This window comes from Micromonospora sp. NPDC005174 (genome assembly GCF_040608495.1).
Lineage (GTDB): Bacteria > Actinomycetota > Actinomycetes > Mycobacteriales > Micromonosporaceae > Micromonospora.
On the sequence record NZ_JBEXIJ010000031.1, the window covers coordinates 1 to 13,103 of the forward strand.

Below are 13,103 nucleotides of genomic sequence, written 5' to 3' on the forward strand. Positions count from 1 at the left end.
GGGGGGGGGGTGTGGGGGGCCGCCGTGGTCGGGGGGGGGGTGGTGGGGGGCGGGGGGGCGCCCCCCGGGGGGGCCCCGCCGGGGGGGGGGGGGGGGGCCCCCCCCCCCCCCCCGCGAAGGGTTCCCGATCAGGCGCGGGCGTACTGGGCGGGGCCGTTGTACGCGACGCCGAGCTTTCCGGCGGCGCGGCGCGGCCAGTACGGGTCGCGCAGCAGTTCCCGGCCGAGCAGCACCAGATCGGCCTCACCGCTGGCGATGATCTGCTCGGCGTGCTCCGGCTCGACGATCAGGCCGACCGCGCCGGTGGGTACACCGGCCTCGCGGCGGATCTGGGCGGCAAGCGGCACCTGGTAGCCGGGGCCGAGCGCCGGGATGCGCTGCTCGGTGCTGACGCCACCGGTGGAGGTGTCGACCAGGTCGACGCCGACGGCGGCCAGCTCACCGGCGAGCACCACGCTGTCCTCGATGGTCCAGCCGCCCTCGACCCAGTCGGTGGCGGAGATCCGGGTGAGCACCGGCACGCTCTCGCCGACCACGGCGCGTACCGCGCGGGCGACCTCCAGCGTGAGGCGCATCCGGCCGGCCCGGTCACCGCCGTAGGCGTCGGTGCGGTGGTTGGTCAGCGGCGACAGGAACTCGTTGAGCAGGTACCCGTGCGCGGCGTGCACCTCCACGGCGGCGAAACCGGCGGCGAGAGCGCGCTCGGCGGCGGCGGCGAACGCGTCGACCACGCCGGCGATGCCCGCCGCGTCGAGCGCGGTCGGCGTCCGGTAGGTGGGGCTGAACGGCTCGGCGCTCGGGGCGACGGGCGTCCAGCCGCCCTCGGCGTCCGGCACCCCGCCGTTGCCCGCGTCCCACGGCCGGTAGGTGGAGGCCTTGAAGCCGGCGTGTGCGAGCTGGACGGCCGGCACCGCGCCGTGCGCGGCGACGAACGCGGTCACCGGCCGCCAGGCGTCGACGTGTGCGCCGGACCACAGCCCGGTGTCCTGCGGGGAGATCCGACCCTCGGCGAGTACGGCGGTCGCCTCGGTCAGCACCAGCCCGGCCCCGCCGACCGCGCGGGTGCCGAGGTGCACGAGGTGCCAGTCGGTGGGCAGGCCGTCCGGGCCGGCGGAGTACTGGCACATGGGCGCCATGGCGATGCGGTTGGGCAGGGTGACCCCACGCAGGGCCAGTGGCGTGAACAGGGAACTCATGACGTCATCCTCTCGGTACGGCGACGGACCCCGCTGACGAGGGGTCCGTCGCCGTGGTGAACGGGTCAGGCGGGTACGGGGTTCAGCTCCGGTCGCGTGTCGGCGGCCACCGTGCGCATCATGTCCAGGATCGGGTCACGCCGCGCAGGCTGACCGCGCTGACCACGATGGCGCTGAAAAGCACGAGGCCGAGCAGGATCCGCACGGAGAAGGGGATTTTGCGCAGGCCGAAGGGCATGGGATGTCCGGTTGTCCGTTATCTGGGCGGGGTAGGCGTGTGGAGGGCGGCTACGCCGGACAGACGCCGCTGGCCTGCAGTCGGAGATCGACATACAGGCGGACGGTGAGGCCCCAGACATTGGTCATCGTCGGCCAACGGTACCCGATCAGCCCCATCTGCAAGCGGCGATGCGCGTAACGCTCCTTACAGGCTTTGCCTGCGGCACGTCAGGGCCAGAGCCGTGCCGGTCGCCACGCCCCAGAGCACCGCGAGCCCGAGGACCACCCGCTCCACCACGCCGACCAGGGAACCCCGGCCGACCACGAGCATGGCCAGTCCGATCGTGGCGCACAGCGGCAGGGCGAGCGCCGCCGCACCGGCCGCCAGCCGGCGTACCACCGGTCCGGCCGGCCCGGACACCGCCAACGCGACCATGGCGAGGACCACCGCCGCCGTCGCCGCGATGCTCGCGCCACCGTGCACCAGGTCGGCCACCGTGGTCCGCTCGAACGGCGGCAGCGGGCAGCCGGCGGAGCAGGTCACCGCCCCCGACACCGCCGTGAGCACGGCACCGGCGGCGAGCAGCGCCGCCGCCACCCGAACCCCTGGCGGCAGCGCCGCGGCGATCAACAGCAACGCGCCGGCCAGGGCGAGAACCCCGATCCGGTACGTCACGGCGTGCGCGCTGCCGGCGATGCCCGCCTCGCTCACGTACCCGGTGAAGCCCGGACCGGGACCGGCGACCACCGCGACCGTCACCGCGGCAGCCCCGGCTGCCGCGCTCCCGGCTGCGGCGGACGCGGCGACCCGGCGGGCGACGTCCCCGCGGGCGGTGGGCGTCGTCGCGGTGCCGCCCCGACCCCGGTCAGCCACGCCCGTGCGGCGTCGTCCAACCGGACTCGTCGGGCCCCAGTGGCACGATGCCTGTCGGGTTGATCTCCCGGTGGGTGCCGTAGTAGTGCCGCTTGATGTGGTCGAAGTCCACCGTCTCGCCGAAGCCCGGGGTCTGGAACAGGTCCCGGGCGTACGCCCAGAGCACCGGCATCTCGGTCAGCTTGTCGCGGTTGCACTTGAAGTGCCCGTGGTACGCCGCGTCGAAGCGGATCAGCGTGGTGAACAGCCGCACGTCGGCCTCGGTGATCGCGTCGCCCATCAGGTAGCGCTGCCCGGCCAGCCGCTCGGACAGCGCGTCGAGCCGGGCGAACAACGCCTGGAACGCCTCGTCGTACGCCTCCTGCGAGGTGGCGAACCCGCACCGGTAGACGCCGTTGTTGACGTCGTGGTGGATCTCGGCCATCAGCGCGTCCATCTCGGGGCGCAGCGCGACCGGGTACAGGTCGGGTGCGCCGGGCGCGTGCAGCGGCCGCCACTCGGTGGAGAAGTCGAGGGTGAGCTGCGGATAGTCGTTGGTCACCACCCGGCCGGTCAGGGTGTCGACGAGCGCCGGCACGGTCACCCGGCCGGTGTAGTCCGCGTCGGTGGCCAGGTACGCCTCGGAGAGGAAACGGACGCCGAGGACCGGGTCGAAGCCGTCCGGGTCGAGGGCGAACGCCCAGCCGCGTTCGTCCCGGATCGGGTCGACGGTGCCCAGCGAGATCGCGTCGTCCAGCCCGAGCAGGCCACGTACGATCCTCGCCCGGTGCGCCCAGGGGCACGCGCGGCACCAGATGAGCCGGTAGCGGCCGGCCTCCAACGGCCAGCGGTCCTGCTCGTCCGGACCGCCACCGGGAGGTGCGGTCGAGTCGGCGGTGACCCGACCGGTGAACCGGTTGGGCTGACGGACGAACTCGCCGCCACGGCTGGTCTCTGCGCTGAACTGGGCCCGGGCCATGCCGTCAACCTATCCGCTGCCGACGCGGATATCCTGGCTGCCGGCAGCCCCCGCGATCCGGTGGGTGTGCCCCACCCCCGCCGTCTGCACCCCTGAAGGACTCGCGATGACCGTGGCATACCTGGTGGCCGGTGTCCGTACCCCGATCGGCCGGTACGCGGGCGCGCTGGCCGGCGTCCGCCCCGACGACCTGGCCGCCCACGTCATCCGCGAGCTGGTCGCCCGGCATCCGTCGGTGGACTGGGCCCGCGTCGACGACGTCGTCCTCGGCTGCGCCAACCAGGCCGGCGAGGACAACCGCAACGTGGCCCGGATGGCGGCGCTGCTCGCCGGCCTGCCGGAGGAGGTGCCGGGCAGTACTGTCAACCGGCTCTGCGGCTCGGGCCTGGACGCCCTCGCCACCGCCGCCCGGTCCATCGTGGCCGGGGACGCGGATCTGGTGATCGCCGGCGGGGTGGAGAGCATGAGCCGGGCGCCCTTCGTCGTGCCGAAGGCGACCTCGGCGTACTCCCGCGCGGCCGAGATGTACGACACCACCCTGGGCTGGCGGCTGGTCAACCCGCTCATGCGCGACGGCTGGGGGGTCGACTCGATGCCCGAGACGGCGGAGAACGTGGCCGCCGAGTACGGCGTCGACCGGGCCGAGCAGGACGCCTTCGCATACCGCTCGCAGCAGCGCGCGGCCAAGGCGCAGGCCGGCGGCCGGTTCGCCGAGGAGATCGTGCCGGTTTCCGTGCCGGCCGGCCGGCGGGAGACCCGGCTGGTCGAGGTCGACGAGCACCCCCGCGAGACGTCCCTGGAGAAGCTGGCCGCGCTGCCCACCCCGTTCCGCGACGGCGGCACGGTGACCGCCGGCAACTCCTCGGGCGTCAACGACGGCGCGGTCGCGCTCCTGGTGGCCAGCGAGGCGGCGGTGCAGCGGTACGGTCTCACCCCGCTGGCCCGCGTCGGCGGCGCGGCGACGGCCGGCGTACCGCCGCGGATCATGGGGATCGGCCCGGTGCCGGCCACCCGCAAGCTGCTCGACCGGGCCGGCGTCGACCTGGGTTCGGTGGACGTCGTCGAGCTGAACGAGGCGTTCGCCGCGCAGTCCGTGGCGGTGCTGCGCGAGTTGGGGCTGCCCGTCGACGCCGAGCACGTCAACCCCAACGGAGGCGCGATCGCGTTCGGGCATCCGCTGGGTGCCAGCGGCGCGCGCCTGGCATTGACCGCTGCCCTGGAGCTACGCCGGCGCGGTGGCCGCCGTGCCCTCGCCACGATGTGCATCGGTGTGGGTCAGGGCATCTCGCTGCTGCTGGAATCGGCCGCCTGAGGGCGGAAAGTTACGTGAAGGGATCTCCCGTACGCCGTGGTCGGCGGCCTAGAGTGGTCCACACCACACGACCCGCGGGTCGGCCGGCGGCCGCGCGCGCCCGCCGACGCCGGTGCCGCCCCGCGCCGCGAACTGGGGAGCACACCGATGCCGGACGCACTGCCGACCGAGATTGATCTGACCAGGCCGAGCGCGGCCCGGGTGTACGACTACTTCCTGGGCGGGGCGCACAACTTCGAGATCGACCGGCAGTTGGCCGAGCAGATCGCCAGCATGACCCCGAACCTCGCCGCCACCATGCGCTCCGGCCGGGACTTCCTGCGTCGGGCCGTCCGGGTGCTGCTCGACGCCGGTATCGACCAGTTCCTCGACATCGGCTCCGGCATCCCGACCGTGGGCAACGTGCACGAGGTGGCCCAGGCGGCGAACCCGAAGGCACGCGTGGTCTACGTCGACATCGACCCGGTGGCCGTCGCGCACAGCCGCGAACTGCTAGCCGGCAACGACCTGACCGGGGTGATCCACGCCGACCTGCGCGAGCCGGAGCGGATCCTCACCGAGACGCGGCGGCTCGGGCTGATCGACTTCAGTCGGCCCATGGGCATCCTGCTGGCCGGGGTGGTGCACTTCGTTCCGGACGCCGACCGCCCCGACGAGATCCTGGCGACCCTGCGGGCCGCCGCCGCGCCGGGCAGCTTCCTGGTGGTCTCGCACTCCACCTTCGAGGACCAGCCGCAGGAGATGCTGGACGCCCAGCGCCTCTCCTCCCGTACCGACACCGAGATCACACTGCGCTCCCGCGCGCAGGTCACCGGCTTCTTCGGCGACTGGACGGTCCTCGAACCAGGCGTGGTGCACATGCCACTGTGGCGGCCCGACTCGCCCGACGACGTGGACGAGCACCCCGAGCGGTTCGGCGCCTTCGGGGGCGTCGCCCGGTACGACCAGCACGCCGGCTGATCCGGTGGCCGCCGTGCCGGACCCCACCGGGGTCGACGTCGGCCGGACCGGTGTCGAGGCGTACGCCGCTGACTGGGCCCGTGCCGTACGTCGCATCGGTTTCGTGCCGCTCAGCGCGGCCGAGACCGAGCGGCTGTTGCTGCTGCACACCGTCCGGCTGGCGGAGGTCGTACGAGCGGAGCCGTTCAGCGCCCGCCCGGCCGAGGAGATCGGGCGGGCCCTGGTGGAGGCGCACCTGACCGAGCCCCGGGCGTTGGAGTGGTCGTTGCGCGCCCTCGGTGACGACTTCCCCGCCCGGGTGCTGGCGGTCGACGGCCGACCGGCCGATCTGGGCGAGCGGATCGCGGCGGTGCAGGGCGGGCTGGCGGCCGGGTTCGCCCGCGCGCTGCGCGACCGCATCTTCGCCCAGCAGGAGCGCATCGCCCGTTCGGCCTGGCAGGCGCGGGACGAGGTCGAGCAGGCGCTGCGCGACAGCGAGGCGCGGTTCCGGGCGGTCTTCACCGGTGCCGCGATCGGTATCGGCATCGCCGGGGTGGACGGTCGGATCATCGACGTCAACACGGCGTTCGCCGACATGCTCGGTTACTCGGCCGAGGAGCTGTGCCAGATGAACGTGGCGGCGCTGTTCCACGCCGACGACGCCGCCGGCATGTGGGAGCTGTACCAGGAGCTGATCGAGGGCAAGCAGGACTCGGCCCGGGTCCAGAAGCGCTACCACCGCAAGGACGGCAGCGTCGTCTGGACGGATCTGGCCGTCTCCCTGATCCGGTACGACGACGGCCGGCCCCGGTTCACCGTCGCCATGGTCGAGGACATCACCGAGCGGTACGAACTCCAGCAGCGGCTGCGCTTCCAGGCGCTGCACGATCCGTTGACCGGGCTACCCAACCGGACGTTGTTCTTCGAGACGTTGGGCCGGGTCCTGGACTCCGCCGGGCCGGGCCAGCGGGTCGGGGTGTGCTTCCTCGACCTGGACGGCTTCAAGGCGATCAACGACGGCCTCGGCCACGACCTCGGCGACCGGCTGTTGGTGACGATCGGCAAGCGCCTCGCCGAGTGCGTGGCCGACCGCGGCCACCTGGTCGCCAGGATGGGCGGCGACGAGTTCGTCATCCTGGTCGACGGCGGTGGCGACGTCGAGGACGCGGTGGTCGTGGCGGAGGCCGCGTTGGCCGCCGTCGCCGCGCCGGTGCACGTCGGCGACCAGCAGTTGGCGGTCTCCGCCAGCGTCGGGATCGTGGACTGCCCGGCCGCGGAGACCACCGCCTCGGATCTGATGAAGGCCGCCGACACGACGCTCTACTGGGCCAAGGCGGCGGGCCGGGGGCGGTGGGCGGTGTACGACCCGGAGCGCAGCGCCCGAGACCTCGCCCGGTCGGCGCTGGTCGCCGGGCTGCCGGCCGCGCTCGACCGGGGTGAGTTCGTGCTGCACTACCAGCCGATCGTGTCGCTGTTGGAGGGCACGATGCTCGCCGTGGAGGCGCTCGTCCGCTGGGAACACCCGGAGTTGGGCCTGATCGGACCGGACCGCTTCATCGGTCTCGCCGAGGAGACCGGTCTGATCGTCCGGCTGGGCGAGTGGGTGCTGCGGCAGTCCTGCCGTGACGCCGAACGCTGGTGGCGGGAGTTCCCCGAGGCCCGGCTGGTGGTCAGCGTCAACCTGGCCGCCCGGCAGGCCGACGACCCGGCGATCGTCGCGACGGTGGCCGACGCGCTGGCCACCAGCGGCCTGCCGGCCGAGCTGCTGCAACTGGAACTGACCGAGAGCGCCGTGATGGGCAGCGCGGGCGAGCCGCTACGCAGCCTGCATCGGCTCGCGGCGCTGGGCATCCGGCTGGCGGTCGACGACTTCGGCACCGGCTACTCCAACCTCGCCTACCTGCGCCGGCTGCCCATCCACTGTCTGAAGTTGGCCGGCCCGTTCGTCGAGGGCATCCGCGCCGACGGGACCGACGAGGCGGCGGACCACCGCGACGAGCGGATCGTCGACGCGTTGGTCAGGTTGGCGCACGCGTTGGAGTTGTGGGTGACGGCCGAGGCGGTGGAGACCGGGGTGCAGGCGGAGCGACTACGGGCGCTGCGCTGCGACACCGGGCAGGGGCGGTACTTCGGTGCGCCAGCTCCGGCGCAGGACATCACGACTCGCCTCCGGCAGGGTACGACGTGAGGCGCGCGTCCTGGCCGGTGACGGCCGGCCGACGCGTGACCGGCGGACCGCTCCGGTCCGGGTGGTGCCGACGGAAGGCGACGGCGTGAGCGTGGACGACTCGCAGACGGTGGTGACGGTGGTGGCCGCGCTGGCCATCCTGGCCGGACTGGCCGGTGTGGTGGTGCCCGGCCTGCCGGCGCTGCCGCTGTGCTGGGGTGGCGTACTGGTCTGGGCGATCTTCGGTGGCGCCGGTCCCGGTGGCTGGGCGGTGTTCGCGGCCGCCACGCTCGTCGCGGTCGGCGGCATCGTCGTCAAATACCTCTGGCCCGGGCGAAACCTCAAGCGCACCGGTGTGCCGACGTCGTCCCTGCTGGCCGGGGGCGTGCTCGGGCTGGTGGGATTCTTCGTGATCCCCGTGGTCGGTCTGCTGCTGGGCTTCGTCGCGGGGGTCTGGGCGGCAGAGCGACTGCGGCTGGGCAGCAACAAGCTCGCCTGGCCGTCCACCGTGCAGGCCCTCAAGGCCGCCGGTCTGTCCATGCTGGTGGAGTTCCTGGCCGGCCTGACCATCGGCGCACTCTGGGTCGGCGGTCTCCTGCTGACGTGATCCGCCCGCCCCCGGTCGGACGGCTTCAGGGCGGTACGGTGCCACCGCTCTGGCTAGGGTCGGTCCCGTGCGCATCGTGGTGCTCGGTGGTCGTGGCACCTGGCCCTCCGCCGACCAGGGCTGTGCCGGCTTCCTGGTCGAGCACCGGGGCTTCCGGCTCCTGATCGACCCTGGCTACGCGACCCTGCAACCGCTGCTGACCCGCCTGCCCGCCTCGGCGGTCGACGCGGTGTACGTCAGCCACGGCCACCCCGATCACTGCGCCGACCTCCAGCCACTGCTGCGCGTCAGGGCGCTGGCCGACCGACCCGCCCCGGCCCTGCCGGTGTACGCGCCCACCGGCAGCCTCGACCCGCTGCTCGCGATCGACGAGCCCGGTCTCGTCGACACGGCGTACCACCTGCACGGGTTCACCCCCGGCGACGACTTCGACGTCGGTCCGTTCTCCCTACGGACCTGGTCGTTGCCGCACTGGGTGCCGAGCGCGGGGGCCCGCATCTCCGCCGGGGGAACGGTGCTGGCGTACACCGGGGACACCGGCCCGAGCCCGGCGCTTGTCGACGTGGCCCGCGACGCCGACCTGCTGATCGCCGACGCGACGTACGTCGACGAGATCCCGGACCGGCACGTCGGATTCCTGTCGAGCGCTGCCGAGGTGGGTCGCTACGCCAGCGCGGCACGGACCAGAGCGGTCCTGCTGACGCACCTGTGGCCCGGCACGGACCCCGACGCGGCGGTCACCGCGGCGCAGCAGGCGTACGGGGGGCCGGTCGCCGTGACCCGATCGGGCATGGTGGTCGATCTGCCCGCCGGACAGCAAGGGCTGCCCTGACAGGGGTGCCCGGCCAGCAGGCCGGGCACCCCGTCGTGGTCGCAGGTCCGTTCAGTAGTCCTGCGAGGCGGTGTACCGACGGCTGCCCGTCGTGCCGTCCTGCACCCACACGGTCACCCGGACGGTGTCGCTCAGCTTCGGGGTGGGGTAGGCGTGGTTGCCGTCGTCGCAGGCGTTGAAGGAGCCGTTGGCGTCCTCGGCCGTGGCGATGACCCGGCCCGTCGTGAGGTTCCTCATCTCCGCCCGCGCCCGGTAGCCGTCCTTCGCGTCGTCGCAGACCGACAACTCCCAGGCGTTGTAGACGTCCAGGTACGCCGCCGCGGAACCGTTCGTGGTATCGACGTAGGGGGACGACGGATTAACCGGGGCAACGGTGAACGCTGTTCGGGACGGTGCCGAACGAACCGTTCGGCCCGAAACGCGACGGCGGCGCGGGGCACCTTCGTCGGATACGGCGGGAGGCCGTACGCGAGAGAGAGGCGGCGCCCCGCGCCACCGTCTGCCGGGCGTTTTGCCGAGCGCCCGGCGGAGCCCGTCGCGATCGGGCCTGGCCACGGGTAACAGCATGCTGTCGCACGACGTGTGGTGGCAACGGGATTAGCGGGACGTCGTCGGTGGTGGCGTGCACGGCTCCACGGGATGTCGCGCGCGGGGTGGGCGGCGCCGCGGAGGCGTCGGGGCGGACCCACCATGGAAAGCGTGATGCCTGTGAGTCATCTAGATGACTCACAGGCATCACACTCATTGCGCCGTGGGCCGTGGACTTAAGCACCGGCGACGTATTGACCGCCCCTGATCATCGGGACGACACTTTGCGCACTCGTTGACGGAACCACCTCAGGGAGGTGCGCAGTGGCCACGACGCCCGTTCCGACCGCAGAGCAACCGATGGACGACGACGCTCGGCGACTCGCCGAACTCGGCTACAAGCAGGAGCTGCGCCGCAAGTGGAGCGGCTTCTCCAACTTCGCCATCTCCTTCTCGATCATCTCGATCCTGGCCGGCTGCTTCACCACGTTCGGCCAGGCGTGGAACAACGGCGGTCCGGTCGCCATCTCCTGGGGCTGGCCGCTGATCTCACTGTTCATCCTGATCATCGGCTTCTGCATGGCCGAGCTGGTGTCGGCGTACCCGACGGCGGGCGGCATCTACTGGTGGGCGGCGACCATGGGTCGCCCGGTGCACGGCTGGTTCACCGGCTGGTTGAACCTGATCGGCCTGGTCGCGGTCACCGCGTCGGTCGACTACGGCTGCGCGACCTTCCTCAACCTCACCCTGTCGGCGCTCTTCGACGGCTGGGCGGGGACGCTGCGGCAGGCGTTCGTGCTCTTCGTGATCATCCTGGCGCTGCACGGCCTCATCAACATCTACGGGCACCGGATCATCGACGTACTCCAGAACGTCTCGGTCTGGTGGCACGTGGCCGGCGCGGCCGTCGTGGTGGCCATCCTGGTGTTCGTCCCGGACAACCACCAGAGCTTCCAGTTCGTGTTCACCGAGCGGTTCAACAACTCCGGGTTCGGCGACGGGGACACCGGCGGGTTGACGTTCTGGTTCTACGTGCTGCCGCTGGGTTTCCTGCTGACCCAGTACACGATCACCGGCTTCGACGCCTGCGCGCACGTCTCCGAGGAGACCCGGGGGGCCTCGCAGGCCGCCGCCCGTGGGCTCTGGCAGTCGATCTTCTACTCGGCCGTCGGTGGGTGGGTCCTGCTGCTGGCGTTCCTGTTCGCGGCCACCGACGTCGAGGCGGTCAACGCCGCCGGCGGCTTCTCCGGTGCCATCTTCGAGTCGGCGCTGACGCCGGTCTTCTTCAAGGTCGTCATCATCATCTCCACCATCGGGCAGTTCTTCTGCGGCATGAGCTGCGTGACGTCGATGAGCCGGATGGCGTACGCGTTCAGCCGCGACCGGGCCGTGCCGGGCTGGCGGCTCTGGTCGAAGGTCGACCGCAACGGCACGCCGGTGAACGCGATCATCGGCGCCACGATCGCCGGACTGGTGCTCACCCTGCCAGCGCTCTACGAGAGCTCCGCCGGCATCCCCGTCGCCTTCTACGCGGTGGTCTCGGTGGCGGTGCTCGGGCTCTACCTGTCCTTCCTCATCCCGATCGCCCTGCGGCTGCGTCTCGGTGACCGGTTCAGCCCGGGGCCGTGGACGCTGGGCCGCAAGTACAAACTGCTCGGCTGGATCGCGGTCATCGAGATCGCCGTCATCGCGGTCTACTTCGTGCTGCCGATCGTGCCCGCCGGGGTGCCCGGCAACGACGAGTTCACCTGGTCGGCCGTGAACTACGCGCCGCTCGCCGTCGGCGGGGTGCTACTGGTCGTCGCCGTGTGGTGGTACGCGTCCGCCCGCAGGTGGTTCACCGGACCGGTCCGTACCGTCGAGGAACGTGCGTCGGTCGCCGACCCGGCGCCCGCCGACGGCCCGGCCTGATCCGCGCCCGGCGGGATGGTCCTCGCGGCCGTCCCGCCGGGTTTGCCGCCTCCACCGCCGGGGGCATTGACGGTGATCCGGTTTGCCAGTAGACCTTGGTGATGGAGGCCCGCTCATGAGGAATGCGCCGCTCACGCTGGAACAACTGCGGGTCGCCGTCGACGACGGTGAGATCGACACGGTGGTGCTGGCCCTCGTCGACATGCAGGGCCGGTTGCAGGGCAAGCGGTTCCACGCGCCCTTCTTCCTCGACCAGGTGGTCGAGGGCGGCAGCGAGGGCTGCAACTACCTGCTGGCGGTGGACGTCGACATGAACACCGTCGACGGGTACGCGATGTCGAGCTGGGAGCGCGGCTACGGCGACTTCGCCATGGTGCCGGACTTCGCCACGCTGCGCCGGGTGCCGTGGCAACCGGGCTCGGCGATGCTGCTGGCCGACCTCGCCTGGCTGGACGGCTCCGGTGACGTGGTCGCCTCACCCCGGCAGATCCTGCGCCGGCAGCTCGACCGGCTGGCCGAGCACGGGCTGACCGCGTACGCCGGCACCGAGCTGGAGTTCGTCCTGTTCCGCGACTCGTACGAGGACGCCTGGCAGCGCGGCTACCGCGACCTCACGCCGGCGAACCAGTACAACGTGGACTACTCCCTGCTCGGTACCGCCCGGGTGGAGCCGCTGCTGCGCCGGATCCGCACCGAGATGGCCGGCGCCGGGCTCACGCCGGAGAGCGCCAAGGGCGAGTGCAACCTCGGCCAGCACGAGATCGCCTTCCGGTACGACGAGGCGGTGGCCTGCGCCGACCACCACGTGATCTACAAGAACGGCGCGAAGGAGATCGCCGCCCAGGAGGGCATGTCGATCACCTTCATGGCCAAGCCGAACGAGCGGGAGGGCAACTCCTGCCACATCCACTTCTCGCTGCGCGACGCGTCGGGCTCGTCGGCGATGCTCGGCGACGGGCCGGCGCACCTGTCGCCGACCGGCCAGCGGGTGCTCGCCGGGCTGCTCGCCACCATGCGGGAGTTCAGCCTGCTCTTCGCCCCGAACATCAACTCCTACAAGCGCTACCAGCCGGGCTCGTTCGCTCCGACGGCGCTGCGCTGGGGCGTGGACAACCGCACCTGCGCGCTGCGGGTGGTCGGGCACGGGCAGGGCATGCGGGTGGAGAACCGGGTCCCCGGAGCCGACGTCAACCCGTACCTGGCGATCGCTGGGCTGGTCGCGGGCGCGCTGCACGGCATCGAGCGGGAGTTGGAGTTGGGCGCGGAGTGCACCGGCAACGCGTACGACGACCCGGACGCCGAGCGCGTCCCCACCACGTTGCGCGACGCCCTGAGTCTGTGGGAGAAGTCCGAGGTGGCCCGCGAGGCGTTCGGCGACGAGGTGGTGGCCCACTACGCCAACCAGGCAAGGGTCGAGCTGAGCGCATTCGACGCGGCGGTAACGGACTGGGAGCTGACCCGTGGCTTCGAACGCCTGTAAGCGCGGGTCGCCCTCCGCCGCGATCTTGCACTTTCTGTCGTTGGTCTGGGATGACTCGCGGCTTATGTCGGCACAGAAAC

The 13,103-nt window shown here is 72.1% G+C and carries 11 protein-coding genes; 7 read left to right on the forward strand and 4 right to left on the reverse strand.

Features of this window, described 5'->3' with window-relative positions:
• Positions 1 to 128: 128 nt before the first annotated feature.
• The 3 genes from ABZU91_RS26490 to ABZU91_RS26500 form a co-directional block, all read right to left on the reverse strand.
• The gene (locus ABZU91_RS26490; protein WP_355245811.1) at positions 129 to 1,196 is read right to left on the reverse strand and encodes an NADH:flavin oxidoreductase/NADH oxidase; all 1,068 of its coding nucleotides are present in this window, start codon (positions 1,194 to 1,196) and stop codon (positions 129 to 131) included.
• Between the two features lie 424 nt (positions 1,197 to 1,620).
• Complete coding sequence (locus ABZU91_RS26495) at positions 1,621 to 2,289, reverse strand: DUF998 domain-containing protein (protein WP_355245814.1); 669 nt, start codon at positions 2,287 to 2,289, stop codon at positions 1,621 to 1,623.
• On the reverse strand, positions 2,282 to 3,247 hold the full coding sequence (locus ABZU91_RS26500) for a glutathione S-transferase C-terminal domain-containing protein (RefSeq protein WP_355245817.1): 966 nt from the start codon (positions 3,245 to 3,247) through the stop codon (positions 2,282 to 2,284). Before ABZU91_RS26500 ends, ABZU91_RS26495 begins: the two co-directional genes overlap by 8 nt.
• A 106-nt stretch (positions 3,248 to 3,353) precedes the next feature.
• On the opposite strand from ABZU91_RS26500, the gene pcaF reads away from it, so the two are divergent.
• The 5 genes from pcaF (at position 3,354) to ABZU91_RS26525 (ending at position 9,104) form a co-directional block, all read left to right on the forward strand.
• Positions 3,354 to 4,559: a 3-oxoadipyl-CoA thiolase gene (gene pcaF, locus ABZU91_RS26505; RefSeq protein ID WP_355245820.1), complete on the forward strand. Its 1,206-nt coding sequence runs from the start codon at positions 3,354 to 3,356 to the stop codon at positions 4,557 to 4,559.
• 147 nt (positions 4,560 to 4,706) lie between these two features.
• Positions 4,707 to 5,519: an SAM-dependent methyltransferase gene (locus tag ABZU91_RS26510; protein WP_355245823.1), complete on the forward strand. Its 813-nt coding sequence runs from the start codon at positions 4,707 to 4,709 to the stop codon at positions 5,517 to 5,519.
• Positions 5,520 to 5,523: 4 nt separating this feature from the next.
• Positions 5,524 to 7,686 carry an EAL domain-containing protein gene (locus tag ABZU91_RS26515; protein WP_355245826.1) on the forward strand — a complete coding sequence of 721 codons (2,163 nt, stop codon included), beginning with the start codon at positions 5,524 to 5,526 and terminating at the stop codon, positions 7,684 to 7,686.
• An 85-nt stretch (positions 7,687 to 7,771) separates the two neighbouring features.
• A complete protein-coding gene (locus tag ABZU91_RS26520; protein ID WP_355245829.1) occupies positions 7,772 to 8,272 on the forward strand; it encodes a DUF456 domain-containing protein in 501 nt (166 codons plus the stop codon).
• 67 nt (positions 8,273 to 8,339) lie between these two features.
• Positions 8,340 to 9,104 carry an MBL fold metallo-hydrolase gene (locus tag ABZU91_RS26525; protein ID WP_355245832.1) on the forward strand — a complete coding sequence of 255 codons (765 nt, stop codon included), beginning with the start codon at positions 8,340 to 8,342 and terminating at the stop codon, positions 9,102 to 9,104.
• A 51-nt stretch (positions 9,105 to 9,155) separates the two neighbouring features.
• Here the strand turns inward: ABZU91_RS26525 and ABZU91_RS26530 are convergent, their stop codons facing one another.
• Entirely contained in the window at positions 9,156 to 9,389 is a 234-nt protein-coding gene (locus tag ABZU91_RS26530) for a hypothetical protein (RefSeq protein WP_355245834.1), read from the reverse strand.
• A 603-nt stretch (positions 9,390 to 9,992) separates the two neighbouring features.
• Here ABZU91_RS26530 and ABZU91_RS26535 point away from each other — a divergent pair.
• The gene (locus ABZU91_RS26535) at positions 9,993 to 11,543 is read left to right on the forward strand and encodes an amino acid permease (RefSeq protein WP_355245837.1); all 1,551 of its coding nucleotides are present in this window, start codon (positions 9,993 to 9,995) and stop codon (positions 11,541 to 11,543) included.
• Positions 11,544 to 11,658: 115 nt separating this feature from the next.
• A complete protein-coding gene (locus tag ABZU91_RS26540) occupies positions 11,659 to 13,023 on the forward strand; it encodes a glutamine synthetase family protein (RefSeq protein WP_355245840.1) in 1,365 nt (454 codons plus the stop codon).
• The last annotated feature ends 80 nt before the right edge of the window (positions 13,024 to 13,103 follow it).